Below are 17,882 nucleotides of genomic sequence, written 5' to 3' on the forward strand. Positions count from 1 at the left end.
GCTTGTACAAACAGGGAGAAGTTTCGTGAAAATTCTGTCCTACGCCTTCGCGGCCGGCCTCGCCGTCGCCTCGTTTTCGACCGCTGCCAATGCTGCTGACATCACTGGCGCAGGCGCGACCTTTCCCTTCCCGGTCTATTCGAAATGGGCCGAGGCCTACAAGAAGGAGACGGGGAACGGCCTGAACTATCAGTCGATCGGCTCCGGTGGCGGAATCAAGCAGATCCAGGCCAAGACCGTCGATTTCGGCGCCACCGACGCCCCGATGAAGGGTGCCGATCTCGAGAAGAACGGCCTGTTCCAGTTCCCCACGGTGATGGGCGGCGTCGTTCCGGTCGTCAACGTCCAGGGCGTCGAATCCGGTCAGATCAAGCTGACGGGTGAAGTCCTGGCCGACATCTTCCGCGGCGAGATCGCCAAGTGGAACGATCCCAAGATCGCCCAGCTCAATCAGGGCGTGAAGCTCCCCGATGCGACGATCACTCCGGTCTACCGCTCCGACTCGTCGGGCACGACGAGCGTCTTCACGACCTACCTCTCGCAGGTCTCGAACGCCTGGGATTCGGAGTTCGGCGCCAACACCACCATCAGCTGGCCGGTCGGCCAGGGCGGCAAGGGCAACGAGGGCGTTGCCGCGACCGTGAAGCAGGTCCCGAACTCGATCGGCTATGTCGAGTACGCCTATGCCAAGCAGAACAACATTCCCTACGCTCTCGTCCAGAACAAGGACGGCCAGTATCCCAAGCCGGAAGACAAGTCCTTCCAGGCCGCTGCCGCCAATGCCAACTGGTCGGCTGCTCCGGGCTTCGGCATCTCCCTGACCAACCAGTCCGGCGCCGATGCTTGGCCGATCACTGCCCCGACCTTCATCCTGGTCTACAAGAACCCGGAGAAGCCGGAGCAGACCGCCGAGGTTCTGAAGTTCTTCGACTGGGCCTATAAGAACGGCGACAAGCTGGCTGCCGATCTCGACTACGTTCCGCTCCCCGACAACGTCGTGGGCCAGGTGCGCGATGCCTGGGCGAAGGAAATCAAGAACAAGTCGGGTGAGCCGGTCTACAAGATGTAATCGACCGACCGGTCAACAAGGATAGTGAGGAGCGGCGGATGACTGCTGTGTCTGATCAACTCGTCGCATCAAACGTGCAGATCGCCCGCCGCTCCTCCCACCACACTTCGGACCGTGTCTTCCGTTGGGCAAGCTACGGTTCGGCTCTGCTGGTCCTCGTCGTCCTCGCCGGCATCCTCGGCTCCATGATCTACGGCGGATGGCCGGCCTTCAGCGAATTCGGCTTCGGCTTCCTGACCTCGAGCGTCTGGAATGTCGGGCGGGACCAATACGGGGCCTGGGTCGCCATCGCCGGCACCCTTACCTCGGCTCTCATCGCCCTCGTGATCGGCGTGCCGATTTCCATCGGCATCGCGATCTTCCTCACCCAGCTCTGCCCATCCTGGCTGAGGCGGCCGGTCTCGACCACCATCGAGCTCCTGGCGGCGGTTCCGAGCATCATCTACGGCATGTGGGGCCTGTTCGTCTTCGCCCCGCTCTTCGCCCAGTTCGTCCAGATCCCGGTTTCCAACCTGGTCGAAGGGCTGCCCTTCTTCGGCACGGTCCTTTACGCCCGCGTCCCCTCGGGCGTCGGCGTGCTAACGGCGGGCATCATCCTCGCCATCATGATCATTCCGTTCATCGCCTCGATCACGCGCGACATCCTCGACCAGATCCCGACGATGCTGCGCGAGAGCGCCTATGGGGTGGGCTGCACCACCTGGGAGGTGGTCCGCTACGTCCTCCTCCCGCAGGCCGGCGTCAGCATCATCGGGGCCATCATGCTGGGGCTGGGGCGCGCCCTGGGCGAGACGATGGCCGTGACCTTCGTGATCGGCAATGCCAATCGCCTGTCCCTGTCGCTCTTCGATCCGGGTTCGACCATCGCATCCCGCATCGCCAACGAATTCAACGAGGCATCGGGCCTGCATCTCAATGCGCTGCTGGCGCTCGGATGCATCCTGTTCCTGGTGACCTTCACCGTTCTTGCCCTGGCGCGGTTCCTGATTTCCCGCGTCAAGGTCCATTGAGGAGGCTCGATCATGGATGCCACACCTCACCAGGTTTCGGCTGCGGCAGCTCCCGCCTGGGGGCGCGTCCGGCGCAGCCGGCAGACGGCGGACCGGGCCCTCAAGGTGATCAGCACGGTCTTCACCCTGCTCGGGATCGCGGTGCTGGGCTGGATCCTCGTGATGCTCATCGTCGAAGGCACCCGCGGCCTCTCCCTTGCAGTCTTCACCGAGACGACGCCGGGGCCGGGCACGGAAGGTGGCGGCATCGCCAACGCCATCGTCGGAAGCCTGGTTCTCACGTTCCTCGGCATCGTCGTCGCCACGCCCATCGGTGTCCTGGCCGGGACGTATCTCGCCGAGTATGGCCGCGGCTCCAAGCTCGCCAGCATGATCCGCTTCGTGAACGACATTCTGCTCGCCGCGCCGTCGATTCTCATCGGTCTCTTCGTCTACACCCTCATGGTGCAGCCGATGGGCGGGTATTCCGGCTGGGCCGGTGGCGTTGCGCTGGCGATCATCGCCATCCCCGTCATCGTGCGCACGACGGAGGACATGCTGCGCATCGTGCCGGGCTCCCTGCGCGAAGCGGGTGCGGCGCTCGGCGCGCCGATGTCGAAGGTGATCATACAGATCTCCTGGCGTGCGGCCCGGTCCGGCATGGTGACCGGCATCCTGCTCGCGACGGCGCGCATCGCAGGTGAAACGGCGCCGCTTCTCTTCACCGCCCTGAACAATAATTTCTGGTTCAGCCCGGACCTGATGGGCGGCGTCTCCAACCTGCCGGTCACGATCTACCAGTTCGCGCTCGCTCCTTACGAGAACTGGCGTGAACTCGCCTGGGCCGGCGCTCTCATCATTACCGTGTCGATCCTGGCGCTCTCCGTGGTGGCGCGCCTGCTCTTCAGGAAGGAACAAGCTCGATGAGCCAGATTTCCGTCTCCGCAGGCGGCGCCCTCGGAAATGCGCGCGTTGCCGATGCAAGCGCTCCCGCCCGCATCGCGGTTCGCGCGCTCAACTTCTACTACGGCGATTTCCACAGCCTGAAGCACATCTCCATGGATTTCTTCGACCGGCAGGTCACGGCCCTGATCGGCCCCTCCGGCTGCGGGAAATCCACGCTGCTTCGCACCTTCAACCGCATCTACAGCCTCTATCCGGAGCAGCGGGCCGAAGGCGAGATCCTGCTCGACGGGCAGAACATCCTCTCGTCCTCGGTCGACGTGAACGAGTTGCGGGCGCGGGTGGGCATGGTGTTCCAGAAACCGACGCCGTTTCCCATGTCGATCTACGACAATATCGCATTCGGCATCAGGCTCTATGAGAAGCTGCCCAAATCCGAACTCGACGGCCGCATCGAGGAGGCTCTTCGCAAGGCCGCCCTTTGGGACGAGGTGAAGGACAAGCTGCGCCAGTCGGGCATGGGTCTCTCCGGCGGCCAGCAGCAGCGTCTGTGCATCGCGCGCACCATCGCCCAGAAGCCCGAGGTGATCCTGCTCGACGAGCCGACCTCGGCTCTCGACCCCATTTCGACCGGCAAGATCGAAGAACTGATCGAGCAGTTGCGCTCCGAGTTCACCATCGTGATCGTCACGCACAACATGCAGCAGGCGGCGCGTATCTCTCAGTTCACGGCGTTCATGTATCTTGGCGAGCTGGTCGAGTTCGGGCCGACGAACAAGATGTTCATGAACCCGAGCAAGAAACAGACCCAGGATTACATTACGGGCCGCTTCGGTTGACCGAGGCGCTTCAAGGGAGGCTTTCCATGGCGGAGCATATCGTCAGCTCCTACGACAACGACCTGCAGGGTCTCCGGCGACGGATCACCGAGATGGGCGGCATCGCCGAGAAGATGCTCGTCGACTCCATCGCCGCCCTGGTCCGTCACGACAAGGGCTTGGCCCAGAGCGTCATCACATCCGACAGCCGCCTCGACGTGCTGCAGCGCGAGGTGGAGGAAAGCGCCATCCTGACCATCGCGCGGCGCCAGCCGCTGGCGGTCGATCTGCGCGAGACCATTTCGGCGATCCGCGTTTCGGGCGACGTCGAGCGCATCGGCGACCTGGCGAAGAACATCGCAAAGCGGGCGCTCGCCATCGGCGAGGAGTTCCAGCCGCAGAAGATCGTGCTGGGCCTGCAGCACATGAGCGATCTCGTCCTGGGACAGCTGAAGGATGTTCTCGACGCCTATGCGCAGCAGGACACGGTGCGGGCCGTCGACGTGTGGCGGCGCGACGGAGCCATCGACGCGCTCTACACGTCGCTCTTCCGCGAGCTCCTGACCTACATGATGGAGGATCCGCGCAACATCTCGTTCTGCACGCATCTCCTGTTCTGCGCCAAGAACATCGAGCGCATCGGCGACCATACCACCAACATCGCGGAGACGGTGCATTACCTCGTGCTCGGTGAGAATCTGGCGATCGACCGGCCCAAGAACGACCGTTCGATCGATGCTGCGGTCAATGTTGGAGCCTGAGGATGGGGCCTCGTGTTCTGATCGTCGAGGATGAGGAGCCCCTCACGCTCCTGTTGCGATACAACCTGGAGGCGGAAGGTTACGAGGTCGACTCCGTCGCGCGGGGCGACGAGGCGGAAATCCGCCTGCGCGAGCAGGTGCCGGACATCGTGCTTCTCGACTGGATGCTGCCGGGCCTCTCCGGAATAGAACTGTGCCGGCGCATCCGCGTCCGCCCCGAGACGGAGCGTCTCCCGGTCATCATGCTCACCGCCCGTGGCGAGGAAGGAGACCGCATCCGCGGTCTTTCCACGGGAGCGGACGACTACATCGTCAAGCCGTTCTCCGTGCCGGAACTCCTCGCCCGCGTCCGGGCGCTCCTGCGTCGCACCAAGCCGGCGCATATTGCAACCGTCCTGACGGCCGGCGACATGGAACTCGACCGCGAGACCCACCGCGTCCGGCGCAACGGCAAGGAGCTCCACCTCGGCCCGACGGAGTTTCGCCTGCTGGAATTCCTGATGCAGAGCCCGGGGCGGGTCTTCAGCCGTGAGCACCTGCTCAATGCGGTCTGGGGTCACGACGTCTATATCGACGAGCGCACCGTCGACGTGCATGTCGGGCGCTTGCGCAAGGCCATCAATCTGCCCCGGCAGCCCGATCCGATCCGAACCGTGCGCGGCGCCGGCTATTCCTTCGACGAGACATTCGCCCGCTCCGAACCGCCTCAGAACGTCAGCGCCTGAACGGGGCAGTTTCAAAAAATATAAGGCCGCGTGAGCATTCTCACGCGGCCTCTTGTTTTTATCGGTTCGGTCCTGGTCCTCGTCGCGCCTCAGGCGCGGGCGAGCTTGCGTTCACGCTTGCGGTCGGTCACCGGCTGGTAGGCGATCCGGGCGTGGTGTGTGCAGTAGGGCAGGCCCGTGATGGAGCGGGCGCCGCAGAAGCGAAATTCCGGCTTGGTCGGATCGCCCATGGGCCAGCGGCACATGGACTCGCGCAGGTCCATGATCGTCACGCGCTCGGACATGGGGATGGCCACGTCGTCTCCGGCGAGGATTTCGGGCTCCTCCTCGATCAGCGGAGGCTGCGGGAGGGGGGCCACCACCACGTTGCTGCGATCGGGAAGTGCGATCGGAGCAGGCGCGCTGGGCGCGCGAGCGGCCTTGCGCGGACGCTGGGCGGTCGACGCGGCCTTGTCCTTGGCGCGCCCCGACAGGCCGAGGCGGTGAACCTTGCCGATCACCGCGTTGCGGGTCACGTTTCCAAGTTCTGCCGCGATTTGGCTCGCACTCAAGCCGTCGGACCAGAGCTTCTTCAGAAGCTCGACCCTCTCATCCGTCCAAGTAACGCCCGCATCTATCATTTCTTTTCCCGCCTCCATCGGGGCCGTCCGGTTCAGGGCCGAATCCGTTATGCATCGCGGACAGAGTTTTTGTGTCCGACCGCGTTGCTGGGATCGCTCCTGAGGGTGAAAACCGCCGCACGAAACGTCGTATTCGACGGCTCTGAAGTTACTAGATGGGTGGACTCGGGCGCAAGAGTCCCCGAACAGGCCCTGTCGTTTTCCCCAGGGAACTCACCCCGGGGCCGTTTCCCGCGTGATGTCTCGCATCATTTCTCTTGAATTGACAGGGTCTTCGGCCTCGTTAGAATCCGTTCCCGTGCCGCCCCGCTTGGGCGGCGCTTTCTTTTTCCGGGCCCCAGGGTGCGACCTTGGGTCCCTCAAGGCGGAGACGACCCCGTGACATCGCCATTGCTGCAAACCTATGCACGCGCCGATATTTCCTTCGAAAAGGGGGAGGGCCCCTGGCTTTTCGGCCGAGATGGCGAGCGATATCTGGATTTCGGGGCCGGCATCGCCGTCAATGCCCTCGGCCATGCCCATCCCCATCTGGTGAAGGCCCTGACCGAGCAGGCCTCCAAGCTCTGGCACACCTCGAACCTCTATCAGATCCCCGAGGGCGAGCGGCTGGCTAAGCGCCTGGTGGAAAACACTTTTGCCGACGTGGTCTTCTTCTCCAACTCGGGGGCCGAGGCCAACGAGGCGGCCATCAAGATGGCCAGGAAGCACCATGCCTCCAAGGGGCATCCCGAGCGCTTCCGCATCGTCACCTTCGAGGGCGCCTTCCATGGCCGGACCCTCGCCACCATCGCGGCGGGCGGCCAGGCCAAGTATCTGGAGGGCTTCGGCCCGAAGGTGGAGGGCTTCGATCAGGTGCCCTTCGACGACCTCGAGGCGCTGAAGGCCGCCATCGGGCCCGAGACGGCCGCTCTCATGATCGAGCCGATCCAGGGCGAGGGCGGCATCCGGCCGGTCCCGAACGCATTCCTGCGGGAGCTGCGCAATCTGTGCGACGCCAACGGCCTTCTTCTGATCTTCGACGAGATCCAGACCGGCGTCGGCCGCACGGGCAAGCTTTTCGCCTATGAGTGGACCGGGGTGACCCCCGACATCATGACCGTCGCCAAGGGCATCGGCGGAGGCTTCCCCATGGGCGCCTGCCTCGCCACGGCCGAGGCGGCGAGCGGCATGACCGTGGGTTCCCACGGAACCACCTTCGGCGGCAATCCCCTGGCCATGGCCGTCGGGAATGCGGTGCTGGACGTGATCCTGGAGCCGGGCTTCCTGGAGAGGGTGGAGCGCATGGGCCTTCTGCTCAGGCAGCGCTTGGCCGAACTCAAGGACCGTCACCCGGCCGTCATTGCCGAGGTGCGGGGCTCGGGCCTCATGATGGGGCTGCGCACCCATGTGCCGAACACCGATTTCATTGCCGCCGCGCGCGCCCAGAAAATCATCCTGATCGCGGCGGGCGACAACGTCACCCGTCTCCTGCCGCCGCTGATCGTCACCGATGCCGACGTCGCGGAGGCGATGAACCGTCTCGATGCGGCCTGCGCAGCCATCGAGGCCGATCTGAAAGCCACCGCTCAGCGGGGAGCCGCCGAATGAAGACCCGTCACTTTCTCGATCTCAGCGACCTCTCCGGTGCGGAGATCCGCCACGTCCTGAACGTCGGAGCCGCGATCAAGGGCCGCCGCCGCCGGGGCGAGCGGGCCAAGGACCGTCCCCTCGAGGGCAAGGTCCTGGCCATGGTCTTCGACAAGCCCTCCACCCGCACGCGCGTGTCGTTCGACGTGGGCATGCGGGAGCTCGGCGGCGAAACGCTGATGCTCACAGGCAAGGAGATGCAGCTCGGCCGCGGCGAGACCATCGCCGATACGGCCCGGGTCCTCTCCCGTTACGTCGACGCCATCATGATCCGCACCCTGGACCATGCGATGGTGACGGAACTGGCCGAGCACGCCTCGATCCCGGTCATCAACGGCCTCACCAAGATGACCCATCCCTGCCAGATCATGGCGGACGTGATGACCTTCGAGGAGCATCGCGGCTCGATCGAGGGCCGGACGATCGCCTGGACGGGCGATGCCAACAACGTCCTGGCATCCTGGGTTCACGCCGCGGCCCGGCTCAATTTCACCCTGAAGATCGCCTCGCCGCCGGAACTCGCTCCCCGCCCAGAGCTTTTGCAATGGGCGAGGAAAGAAGGAGCGGAGATCGTCGTGACGACCGATGCCTTTGAAGCCGCGGAAGGAGCCCATGCGGTCGTGACCGATTGCTGGGTCTCCATGGGCGACGAGGACGAATTCCGCCGCCACAACCTTCTCAAGCCCTATCAGGTGAACAGCAAGCTCATGGGCGTGGCCCAGAAAGACGCTCTGTTCATGCATTGCCTCCCGGCCCATCGCGGCGAGGAGGTGACGGACGAAATCATGGACGGCCCGCAATCGGTCGTCTTCGATGAGGCCGAGAACCGGCTTCACGCACAGAAAGGCATCCTGGCGTGGTGCCTGGGAGCAGCAGAGGCATGACTTCAGCCCCGTTCGAAGGCCAAGACGACGTCGTTCTGCCCTTCGCGGTCGAACCTCTCGACGTGCGCGGGCGCATCGTCCGTCTCGGCGCTTCGGTCGACACCATCTTGAGCCGTCACGCTTATCCGGCCGCCGTCTCCCGCGTTCTCGGAGAGGCCGCGGCCCTGACGGTTCTTCTGGGCTCGTCGCTCAAGTTCGAGGGCCGGTTCCAGCTTCAGACCAAGACGGACGGGCCGATCGAGATGATCGTGGTCGATTTCGACGCGCCCGATCGCCTGCGGGCAATGGCGCGCTTCGACAAGGAGAAGCTCGACGCCCTCGGTACGGGAACGCTGAAGACCGGCGATCTGGTGGGTTCGGGCTATCTTGCGATGACCATCGACCAGGGCAGCGACCGCAGCCGCTATCAGGGCGTCGTCGCGCTCGAGGGACAGGATTTCCAGGAAGCGGCGCATCAGTATTTCCGTCAGTCCGAGCAGATCCCGACCCAGGTCCGGCTCGCGGTCGCCGAGCAGTTCGAGGACGGACGGCACACCTACCGGGCGGGCGGGCTGATGATCCAGTTCCTGCCCTCGTCTCCGGACAGGCTGCGGCAGGCCGACCTCGATCCGGGCGACATTCCGGAAGGGCATCCGTCCCACGATCTCGTGGCGCCGTCGGAGGACGATGCCTGGGTCGAGGCGAAGTCGCTCATGGCGACGGTCGCGGATCACGAACTGGTCGATCCCGCCGTGTCCAGCGAACGTCTGCTCTATCGCCTCTTCCACGAGCGCGGCGTGCGGGTTTTCGAAGGGCTGAGCGTGCACGAGGAGTGCCGCTGCTCCAGGACCCGCATCATGTCCATGATGCGCCGGTTCTCGGCGGAGGATCGCCGCGACATGGTCGGCGACAATGGCCGCATCGGGATTACCTGCGAGTTCTGCTCGGAGTTCTACGATCTCGACCCCGCCGACGTGGAGGCCGAGATCGCGAAGGCCGAGGAATCGGCCTAAGAATTCGCGCAGGTGGCGGCGAGGCGGCGCATGAAGGCGGCGCCCGCCTCGAGCTGCTCCAGCGTAATGTACTCGTCCGGCTGGTGCGCCTGGTTGATCGATCCGGGCCCGCACACCACCGTGGGAATTCCGGCGGCCTGGTAATGTCCGGCCTCCGTGCCGAAAGGCACGGTCTCGGTCTGGTTGCGGCCCGCGAGCCGCAGGACCAGAGTTTCCGCCGCGGAGCCAGGCTCGGGCGCGAGGCCCGGCACGGCGACTTCCAGATGGGTTTCGACACGGCCGAAATCGCCGAAGCGGTTGAGGCGCTTGAGGGCGACCTCCTGCACGAAGCGGTCGAGCCGGTTCGGGATCTCCTGCGGATCGAGGCTCGGCAGGCCCCTGAACTCCCAGTGGAACGAGCAGGACTTCGCCATGATGTTCCGCGCGGTTCCGCCATGGATGGTGCCGACATGCACGGTGGAGTAGGGCGGGTCGAAGCGGCCGCTCGGATCGCCGCGCTCCATCATCTCGTCCGCAATGCGGTTCAGTTCGCCGATCAGCTCCGCCGCCGTCATCACGGCGCTCGCGCCGAGATACGGCTTCGACGAATGGGCCTCGAAACCGTGCACGGTCGTTGTGAACGTCACGACGCTCTTGTGCGCGTCCACCACTTCGAGGCTCGTCGGCTCGCCGACGATGGCGGCCTTCGGCATGGGCAGGTCTTGCCCGAGGCGGCGGATCCCCTCGACCACGCCGAGGCAGGTCGTCTCCTCGTCGTAGGAGAGCATGATGTTGATCGGCGTCTTCAGGCCTGCCGCCTGGAATTCGGGGATTAGCGCCAGGGCCAGCGCATCGAAGCCCTTCATGTCCACCGCGCCGCGCCCATAGGCGCGCCCGTTCTCCACGCGCAGCGTGAAGGGGTCGGTGGTCCAGGCCTGTCCCGTGACCGGCACCACGTCCGTGTGTCCCGACAGGACGATGCCGCTGCGGTCCTGAGGCCCGACGGTGGCATAGATCGCGGCCTTGTCGCCGGCCTCGTTGGGCAGGCGGACATAGGGCACGTTCCAGCTCTGGAGATAGCTCTCGACGAACTCGACGAGGGGAAGGTTCGAGTTCGACGTCACGGTGTCGAACGACACGAGCTTCGCCAGCATTTCGAGCGGCGTCAGCCGCTGACCTTGGACAGACATTCGGACCTCAATGAAGGATGCGTTTCGCTTGCGGGACGTCGAGGGAGAAGGCGGGGATTTCGGCTTCGAAGGTTTCGCCGTCCGCCGTCTCCATGATGTAGCTGCCCTGCATGGTGCCGTTGGGCGTCGGGAGGGGGCAGCCGCTCGTGTAGCTGTAGCTTTCGCCCGGACCCAGGACGGGCTGTTCGCCGACGACGCCCGCGCCGCGGACCTCCTGCACCTGTCCGTGGGCATCGACGATCTTCCAGTAGCGGGCCTTGAGCTGCACCCGGTGCAGGCCCGTATTGATGATCTCGACCGTGTAGGCGAAGAAATAGCGGCCATCGTCGGGGGACGATTCCTCGGGCATGTAGCGAGGCGTCACCGTTACGCTGATGCCGCGGGTTACAGCCTGATACATCGTGCTCCCTTTTGAGAACGGCGCTGGAAGAGGGCGTCAAGGCCGTGGTAAGGCCGCCATGGAGCCTCGTCAATCGGAGGCATCGGGAGAACCATCATGCTTGATGGATTGGCGCGGCGCCTGATCGACCCGCCCCTGGATCGCGCAGGGCGGAGCCTCGCAGGAGCAGGCGTCTCGGCCAACGCCGTGACGATGCTGGGTCTGGTTACAGGGCTTGCCGCCGCCTTGATGATCGCGCTGCGCTTCGATGGGGCGGCGCTGGTCCTGTTCGCGGTCAACCGGGTGCTCGACGGTCTCGATGGCGCCGTTGCCCGCTCGTCCGAGCGGACGGACCGGGGCGGCCTGCTCGACATCGTCTTCGACTTCACGGTGTATGGGGCCGTGCCGCTCGCCTTCGCCCTGCGGGAGCCGGATACGTTCGCGGTGCCGGCGGCGGTCCTCCTGATGTCGTTCTATGTGAACGGGGCCAGTTTCCTCGCCTTCGCGGCCATTGCGGCCAAGCGCGGCCTCGACACGCAGACGCGGGGGATCAAGTCGATCTACTTCTCGGCCGGCCTCATGGAGGGGACGGAAACGATCCTGTTCTTCCTCGCCATGATCCTCGTTCCCGCCTGGTTCCCCATCCTGGCCTATGCCTTTGCCGGCTTGACCTTCATGAGCGCCCTGGCCCGGATCGTGCTGGCCTGGTACGCCTTCCGGGACGAGGATGAGGACAATGACGGAAGTTCTTGAGAATTCCGTAACATCTCTTAGAGATATTGCCTCGCTTGAACCTTGAAGAGGGCAGGGGCCCGTCGGAAGAACATATGGTTGCGTTGAGGGACGGGATCCAATCGGCTGATGCCATCATGCGGCTTGCGGAAGCGGGCGTGATCAGGCCGGAGACGCCTTTCGCCTCCGATCAGGTTCAGCCTGCGAGCCTCGACCTGCGGCTCGGGCGGCGGGCCTACCGGGTTCGGGCGAGCTTCTTGCCCGGTCGCAACCACACGGTGCGGGACCGCCTTGCCCAGCTGAGCTTCCACGAGATCGACCTCGGCATCGGCGCCATCCTCGAGACGGGCAGCGTTTATATCGCCGAGTTGCAGGAGGGCCTTGCCTTGCCGGCTGACCTGTCCGCCGCGGCAAACCCGAAGAGCTCGACCGGCCGGATCGACGTCTTCACCCGGGTCATCACGGACCGGAGCCAGGAATTCGACACGATCGGAGCGGGCTACAGCGGTCCGCTTTACGCCGAAATCTCCCCCCGCACCTTTCCGGTCCTCGTCCGGACGGGCACGCGCCTGTCGCAGCTGCGCGTGCGAAAAGGGGCGGTGCGCCTCTCGGACGCCGAGCTCCATGCGCTGCACGAGCGGGAGAGGGTGGTCACCTCCGCCGAGCCCTCGATCCAGGACGGCGTGGCCGTCAGCGTGGATCTGGCGGGCTTCGGCTCCGACAATCTCATCGGCTACCGGGCCAAGCGGCATACGGGTCTCGTCGATGTGGACAAGCCCGGATCGTGCAGGATCGCGGATTTCTGGGAGCCGCTCTATGCCGACGCGAGCCAGACCCTGATCCTCGATCCCGGCCAGTTCTACATTCTCGCCTCCAAGGAGGCTGTGCATGTGCCGCCTGACTATGCGGCCGAGATGGTGCCCTTCGACCCCCTGGTCGGCGAGTTCCGGGTGCACTACGCCGGCTTCTTCGATCCCGGTTTCGGCCATGCGGGTGCGGGAGGCGAGGGGGCTCGCGCCGTGCTCGAGGTGCGCTCCCGCGACGTGCCCTTCATTCTGGAGCACGGCCAGATCGTCGGCCGTCTCGTCTATGAGCGGATGGCCGAGCGGCCAGCCGTTCTCTACGGCTCTGGGGCGGGTTCGAACTACCAGGCCCAGGGCCTGAAGCTGTCCAAGCACTTCCGGTAGAGCCGCGGCCGAAGCGGCGGCCGATATCCCGTCTCTCCTACTCCCCGGGAGCGGATTGCCGGTCGAGGAGATTGCGCTCCACCGTCTGCAGGTGGGCGCGCATCGCGGCGGCTGCGCCGTTCATGTCCCGGTTCGCGATCGCGTCGACGATGGCGTCGTGCTCGGTGAAGCTGTGGTGGTCGGGGCGCGGCTTCACCGGGGTGGAGCGCAGGCGGCCCCAGGTGACGGCCCGGCGCAGCGCATTCAGAGTGTCGAAAATCCCCAGAAGCGGGGTGTTCTGCGCCGCCTCCGCAATGGTGCGGTGAAGGCGGTTGTCCCAGTTCTCGTACTGCCGCCACGTGGCAGCCTCGCGGGTGCGGGCCTGGCAGGTCCGCATCTCGGCGATATGCATGGGCGTCGCCGTGAGCGCGGCGGCGCGCGCGATCTCCGGCTCGATGATCAGGCGCGCCCGCATGACCTCGGCAGGGTTGGTTCTCTTCGCCAGGGCTGTCAGATCCGCAAAGGTGTCGATGGGCCGGCTGCCGACGAAGGTGCCTTTGCCCACGTGGCGCCAGATCTGCCCCTCGGCTTCGAGCGTGCCCAGCGCCTTGCGCAGTTCCGTCCGGGAGACGCCGAGGGCCTCCGACAGGTCCCGCTCCGGCGGCAGGCGCCCGTCCTCGGGCAGCTCCGCCTGCGCCAGATAGGCCCGCAGCTGCGTGACGGTGCCCCGCTCGGAGCCTGCTTCGCTGATCAACGTCATCCCAATAATCCAAACCAATACTGAATTGGTTGGAGATATGAAACACTGTGCAACGGCCGTCAAGGCCATTTCTTGTTGACACGCCTTCCAACCCAATTGTAACCATTATGTCATTGGTTGCGAATAACGCGGCCATCGAGAAGGTGGAACAACCGCCTGGGGCTTAGGGAGATGGAAATGTTCAAAGGATTCTCATGTCTGAAGACAGGGGCTGCGGCGCTGGTCGTGAGCGCCGCGCTCATCGCCTCGGCCGAGGCCAAGGTCCGGGTCGCGTTCGGCGATATCGCCAGCGTTGAATCGCTGCATCTGCTGACGGCCCTGGAGCGTGCCAAGGAAAAGGGCGTCGATATCGAAATCACCTACCTGAAGTCGGAGGACATTGCGGCCCAGGCGGTCGTCAGTGGCCAGGCGGATATCGGCGTCGGAGGTCCCTATGCCCTGGTGCAGAAGGTGAAGGCGCCGGTCCGGATGTTCCTCCAGCTCTCGACGCTGCGGTTCTATCCGGCAGTGAACGGGGAATTCTACAAGACCTGGAAGGATCTCGACGGCCAGGAAATCGCCGTGCACTCCCGTGGCTCGGGCACCGAGGCCATCATGAAGCTGATGGAGGACCGCCAGGGGATCAAGTTCTCCAAGATCAGCTACATCCCGGGCTCCGAGGTGCGCACGGGCGCTCTTCTGCAGGGCAACGTCAAGGCGACCATCGTCGATGCCGCCGGCCGCCGCCTCCTCGAGACGCAGGCCCCCGGCAAGTTCGTCATTCTGCCCCTGGAGGGCGTGAACGCCACCGACGAAGCTCTGTTCGCGAACCAGACCTTCCTCGAAAAGAATGCCGAAGACGTCGACAAGATCGTCGAGTCGATCCTCACCACCTGGCGCGAGGTCACCGCCAATCCGGCGGTCGTCACCGAATGGCGGGCCAAGTACAAGCTTCTGCCCGACCTTCCGGCCTCCCAGGTCGAGGAGATCGTCCCGTACTTCACGGAGCTGGCGAAGGGCAAGGCGTTCCCGCTCAATGGCGGCGGCGCGGCTGCGGCCAAGGACGACTTCGCCTTCTACACCCTGTCCGGCCAGCTCACGGGCGATCCCTCCAGCCTGAAGGTGGAGAATTTCTGGGACACCCGCTCGCTCGACCGCGTCCTGTCCAAAGTCGGAACCATGTGAGGTGGGCGGTATGATGGCCTCCTCCCACGTGAACGGCCCCGTGCGGGCCGTCCATTCGCCGGCCGGCTGGGGCCTCGGCCTCGGCCGGCTGTTCGCCCGGTACCCCGCGATCTCGCGGATCCTGTCCCTGGGCCTGTTCTTCCTCGTGTGGGAAATCGCCGGGCGCGTGCCGATCAGCTACGCGTTCCCGACCTTTCTCGAAACCTTCTATGCCTTCGCGACGATGATCGCCGACGGCAGCCTGATCTCGGCCTACGGTTCGACCCTGCAGCCGCTGATCATCGGGATCGCCATCTCAGGGACAGTCGGAGTGGTGCTCGGGACCGTGATGGGATTGTCGCGGATGGCCGAGTGGCTTGTGGCGCCCTTGTTCATCGTCCTTCAATCCGCGCCCATGGCAGCGCTCATTCCGCTGATCACCTTCGTCTACGGCATCGGGCTCGCGGCCAAGACCCTCGCCGTCATCATGCTCGCCCTGCCGGTGATCGTGCTGAACGGCTACAAGGCGGTGCGCAACGCCAATCCCTCATTGGTTGCGATGTGCTACTCCTTCCAGGGCACGCGGCTCCAGCAGATCACCAAGGTCATTATTCCCGATGCGAGCCCGGTGATCTTCGCGGGCCTCCGCCTCGGCCTCGCCGCCGGCTTCATCGGCGTCATCCTGGCGGAACTGCTCATCACGCCGACCGGAATCGGCGATCTCATCACCTATCATCGTTCCGTGGCGAACTACGCTGAGATGTATGCCGCCGTGGTCTCCATCATCCTGGTCTCGACCGTGACGCTCGCAGCCCTCGAGGCTTTCGAGATCCGCGTCCTGCGTCCCGAAAAGAGGAGGGGCTGACATGTCGATCCCCGCTGCCGTCGCTCATGTGGAACAGAGCGCAACCACCGACGCCGTCGTCGAAGTCCGCGGCATCTGCAAGAAATACGGAGAGGTCGAGGCCCTTCGCAACATCGATCTCGACTTTCCCCGCGGCAAGCTGACGACGCTCCTGGGGCCCTCCGGGTGCGGAAAGACGACGCTGCTCAAGATCATCGCGGGCCTCATCGAGCCGACCTCGGGCGAGGTGCGCGTGAGCGGGCGCCCCGTCTCGGGCCCCGGCCCCGAGCGGGCCTTCGTGTTCCAGGACTTCGCACTGATGCCCTGGGCCACGGTGATGCGCAACGTCGCCTTCGGCCTCGAGCTGAAGGGGATGGGCAAGGCCGAGCGCCAGGCCATCGCCAGCAAGTACATCGCCGAGGTCGGGCTGTCCGGCTTCGAGGACAAGTACCCCCACGAGCTCTCCGGCGGCATGCGCCAGCGCGTGGGGCTGGCCCGGGCCTTCGCGGTGAATGCGGAGGTGCTGCTCCTCGACGAGCCGTTCTCGGCGGTGGACGAGCAGAACCGGCGCAAGTTCCAGGAGGATCTGCTGCGGCTCGTCGAGAAGGAGCGCAAGACCTTCATCTTCGTCACGCACAGCATCGAGGAAGCCGTCTACGTGTCCGACCGGATCGTGCTGCTCTCGCGGCGGCCCGGGCGGGTCTCGCAGATCATCGAGCCGAAGATCGACCGCACGGCCTCCCCCGATGCCATCCGCCGCGACCAGGGCTATCTCGATACGGTCGAGGAGATCTGGCAGGGCCTCAAGCACTACGTGGACTGAGGAGGCTGCCATGACAATCTACGGCTATCGGGTGCCCATGATGGCATCCCTCATCGTCTGGTGCCTGATCTGGGAACTGGTCGGACAATCCGGCGTGATGTTCCTGATCCCGCCTCTGTCGAGCATCCTGGCGTCCGCCGTGACGATGGTGCAGACCCAGACCTGGCAGGCGGCGGCGCTGATCACGCTGCACAGCTTCGTGATCGGCATGGCGCTCGCCATCCTGGTCGGCGTCACGCTCGGCGTCCTGATGGGCCGCTTCAAGGCGGTGGACGACCTTTTCGGGATCTGGGTCAACATCTTCGTGAGCGCCCCGCTCTCGGCCCTGGTCCCGGTGCTGATGATCCTGTTCGGCATGGGAGAGACGACGGTCATCGTCACCGTCTTCCTCTTCGCGGTATGGATCATCGTTCTGGACACGCGAGCCGGCATCCGTCACGTGCCGACTTCGCTCATCGAGATGGGACGCAGCTACGGCGCCTCTCCCTTCGCTCTTTACAGCAAGATCGTTCTCCTCGCGGCGCTTCCGGAGATCCTGGCAGGGATTCGACTGGGGCTGGTCCGCGGCGTAAAGGGTGTGGTGATCGGCCAGCTTCTGGTATCGATCATCGGATATGGCGAACTGTTCGAGCTTTATTCGCGCAGCTTCGACATGGAGAACTTCTGGGCCTTGACGATCATCCTCTTCGCTGCGGCGATGCTGATGTCGGCAGCCATCGAACACATCGAGAAAAAAGTCGAATACTACGCAGGAGTAAGATGATGAATGCGCCTCTCTCCATGGCAGGCTACGTCGTGCAGCCGCTGCCGATCCCGACGCTGCCGGTGAGGAACAGCGACAAGCTGTTCCCCGTCCACCGCATTTATTGCGTGGGCCGCAACTACGCCGAACACGCGATCGAGATGGGGCACGACCCCTCGAAGGAGCCCCCGTTCTTCTTCCAGAAGAACCCCGACAACATCGTGACCGACGGCAACTTCCCCTATCCGCCCCAGACCTCGGACGTGCACTACGAGATCGAGATGATCGTCGCGCTGGGCAAGGGCGGCAAGGACATCCCGGTGGAGCAGGCTCTCGAGCATGTCTTCGGCTATGGCGTGGGGCTCGACATGACCCGCCGCGATCTGCAGGGCGAGGCCAAGAAGCTCGGCCGTCCCTGGGAAGTGGGCAAGGCCTTCGAGGCCTCCGCTCCCTGCTCTGAGCTTGTCCCGGCAAGCGAGGTCGGTCACCCCACCGAGGGCGCCGTGTCACTGAAGGTCAACGGAGAGGTTCGCCAGCAGGGCGATCTCAACCAGATGATCTGGAAGGTGCCGGAGATGATCTCCTATCTCTCCGGACTGTTCACCCTGCAGCCCGGCGACATCATCATGTCGGGAACGCCCGCCGGCGTCGGCGCGGTCAAGCGCGGCGACGTGCTCCATGGCTTCGTCGAAGGCATCGGCGAGATCGAGGTTCGGGTCGTCTGACGTCGAGAAGGG

At 64.9% G+C, this 17,882-nt stretch carries 20 protein-coding genes; 16 read left to right on the top strand and 4 right to left on the bottom strand.

Translation table 11 applies throughout. From position 1 onward, the window contains the following. Nucleotides 1-25: 25 nt before the first annotated feature. The 6 genes from pstS to phoB are packed head-to-tail and all read left to right on the top strand — an operon-like array spanning nt 26 to nt 5,265. Nucleotides 26-1,069 carry a phosphate ABC transporter substrate-binding protein PstS gene (pstS, locus tag LGR44_RS20835; RefSeq protein ID WP_226742640.1) on the top strand — a complete coding sequence of 348 codons (1,044 nt, stop codon included), beginning with the start codon at nt 26-28 and terminating at the stop codon, nt 1,067-1,069. Nucleotides 1,070-1,107: 38 nt separating this feature from the next. Continuing rightward, nucleotides 1,108-2,079, top strand: a complete 972-nt coding sequence (gene pstC, locus LGR44_RS20840; protein WP_226742641.1) for a phosphate ABC transporter permease subunit PstC — start codon at nt 1,108-1,110, stop codon at nt 2,077-2,079. A 12-nt stretch (nt 2,080-2,091) separates the two neighbouring features. Continuing rightward, nucleotides 2,092-2,985 carry a phosphate ABC transporter permease PstA gene (pstA, locus tag LGR44_RS20845; RefSeq protein WP_226742642.1) on the top strand — a complete coding sequence of 298 codons (894 nt, stop codon included), beginning with the start codon at nt 2,092-2,094 and terminating at the stop codon, nt 2,983-2,985. Continuing rightward, complete coding sequence (gene pstB / locus LGR44_RS20850) at nt 2,982-3,800, top strand: phosphate ABC transporter ATP-binding protein PstB (protein ID WP_226742643.1); 819 nt, start codon at nt 2,982-2,984, stop codon at nt 3,798-3,800. Before pstA ends, pstB begins: the two co-directional genes overlap by 4 nt. 26 nt (nt 3,801-3,826) lie before the next feature. After that, a complete protein-coding gene (gene phoU, locus LGR44_RS20855; RefSeq protein WP_226742644.1) occupies nt 3,827-4,540 on the top strand; it encodes a phosphate signaling complex protein PhoU in 714 nt (237 codons plus the stop codon). Nucleotides 4,541-4,542: 2 nt separating this feature from the next. Further along, nucleotides 4,543-5,265, top strand: a complete 723-nt coding sequence (phoB, locus tag LGR44_RS20860) for a phosphate regulon transcriptional regulator PhoB (protein WP_226742645.1) — start codon at nt 4,543-4,545, stop codon at nt 5,263-5,265. 89 nt (nt 5,266-5,354) lie between these two features. Here phoB and LGR44_RS20865 read toward each other — a convergent pair whose 3' ends face one another. Continuing rightward, nucleotides 5,355-5,885, bottom strand: coding sequence for a GcrA family cell cycle regulator (locus LGR44_RS20865; protein WP_226742646.1), 531 nt, complete (start codon nt 5,883-5,885; stop codon nt 5,355-5,357). Nucleotides 5,886-6,263: 378 nt separating this feature from the next. On the opposite strand from LGR44_RS20865, the gene LGR44_RS20870 reads away from it, so the two are divergent. The 3 genes from LGR44_RS20870 to LGR44_RS20880 are packed head-to-tail and all read left to right on the top strand — an operon-like array spanning nt 6,264 to nt 9,387. After that, nucleotides 6,264-7,472: an aspartate aminotransferase family protein gene (locus LGR44_RS20870; protein WP_226742647.1), complete on the top strand. Its 1,209-nt coding sequence runs from the start codon at nt 6,264-6,266 to the stop codon at nt 7,470-7,472. Further along, the gene (argF, locus tag LGR44_RS20875) at nt 7,469-8,395 is read left to right on the top strand and encodes an ornithine carbamoyltransferase (protein ID WP_226742648.1); all 927 of its coding nucleotides are present in this window, start codon (nt 7,469-7,471) and stop codon (nt 8,393-8,395) included. The genes LGR44_RS20870 and argF overlap by 4 nt, the downstream gene beginning before the upstream one ends. Continuing rightward, nucleotides 8,392-9,387: an Hsp33 family molecular chaperone gene (locus tag LGR44_RS20880; RefSeq protein WP_226742649.1), complete on the top strand. Its 996-nt coding sequence runs from the start codon at nt 8,392-8,394 to the stop codon at nt 9,385-9,387. Before argF ends, LGR44_RS20880 begins: the two co-directional genes overlap by 4 nt. Here LGR44_RS20880 and argE read toward each other — a convergent pair. After that, nucleotides 9,384-10,556 carry an acetylornithine deacetylase gene (argE, locus tag LGR44_RS20885; RefSeq protein WP_226742650.1) on the bottom strand — a complete coding sequence of 391 codons (1,173 nt, stop codon included), beginning with the start codon at nt 10,554-10,556 and terminating at the stop codon, nt 9,384-9,386. The two genes, LGR44_RS20880 and argE, sit on opposite strands and share 4 nt — an antisense overlap. A gap of 7 nt (nt 10,557-10,563) precedes the next feature. Further along, nucleotides 10,564-10,956 carry a Co2+/Mg2+ efflux protein ApaG gene (gene apaG / locus LGR44_RS20890; RefSeq protein ID WP_226742651.1) on the bottom strand — a complete coding sequence of 131 codons (393 nt, stop codon included), beginning with the start codon at nt 10,954-10,956 and terminating at the stop codon, nt 10,564-10,566. A gap of 96 nt (nt 10,957-11,052) precedes the next feature. Between apaG and LGR44_RS20895 the strand changes: the two genes are divergently transcribed. Beyond that, nucleotides 11,053-11,688, top strand: a complete 636-nt coding sequence (locus LGR44_RS20895) for a CDP-alcohol phosphatidyltransferase family protein (protein ID WP_226742652.1) — start codon at nt 11,053-11,055, stop codon at nt 11,686-11,688. Nucleotides 11,689-11,762: 74 nt separating this feature from the next. Further along, complete coding sequence (locus tag LGR44_RS20900) at nt 11,763-12,854, top strand: 2'-deoxycytidine 5'-triphosphate deaminase (protein ID WP_226742653.1); 1,092 nt, start codon at nt 11,763-11,765, stop codon at nt 12,852-12,854. Between the two features lie 37 nt (nt 12,855-12,891). On the opposite strand, the gene LGR44_RS20905 is transcribed toward LGR44_RS20900, so the two are convergent. Next, nucleotides 12,892-13,593, bottom strand: a complete 702-nt coding sequence (locus LGR44_RS20905) for a FadR/GntR family transcriptional regulator (RefSeq protein ID WP_226742654.1) — start codon at nt 13,591-13,593, stop codon at nt 12,892-12,894. A gap of 177 nt (nt 13,594-13,770) precedes the next feature. Between LGR44_RS20905 and LGR44_RS20910 the strand changes: the two genes are divergently transcribed. Genes LGR44_RS20910 through LGR44_RS20930 form a run of 5 tightly spaced genes read left to right on the top strand, consistent with a single transcriptional unit; the run spans nt 13,771 to nt 17,870 of the window. Beyond that, complete coding sequence (locus LGR44_RS20910; RefSeq protein ID WP_226742655.1) at nt 13,771-14,757, top strand: ABC transporter substrate-binding protein; 987 nt, start codon at nt 13,771-13,773, stop codon at nt 14,755-14,757. A 10-nt stretch (nt 14,758-14,767) separates the two neighbouring features. Continuing rightward, on the top strand, nt 14,768-15,601 hold the full coding sequence (locus tag LGR44_RS20915; protein ID WP_226742656.1) for an ABC transporter permease: 834 nt from the start codon (nt 14,768-14,770) through the stop codon (nt 15,599-15,601). 1 nt (nt 15,602) lies between these two features. Next, nucleotides 15,603-16,403, top strand: coding sequence for an ABC transporter ATP-binding protein (locus tag LGR44_RS20920; RefSeq protein ID WP_226742657.1), 801 nt, complete (start codon nt 15,603-15,605; stop codon nt 16,401-16,403). Nucleotides 16,404-16,413: 10 nt separating this feature from the next. Beyond that, complete coding sequence (locus LGR44_RS20925; protein WP_226742658.1) at nt 16,414-17,166, top strand: ABC transporter permease; 753 nt, start codon at nt 16,414-16,416, stop codon at nt 17,164-17,166. After that, on the top strand, nt 17,166-17,870 hold the full coding sequence (locus LGR44_RS20930; protein ID WP_226742659.1) for a fumarylacetoacetate hydrolase family protein: 705 nt from the start codon (nt 17,166-17,168) through the stop codon (nt 17,868-17,870). The genes LGR44_RS20925 and LGR44_RS20930 overlap by 1 nt, the downstream gene beginning before the upstream one ends. Nucleotides 17,871-17,882: the final 12 nt, after the last annotated feature.

This window comes from Microvirga lenta (genome assembly GCF_020532555.1).
GTDB classification, from domain to species: domain Bacteria; phylum Pseudomonadota; class Alphaproteobacteria; order Rhizobiales; family Beijerinckiaceae; genus Microvirga; species Microvirga lenta.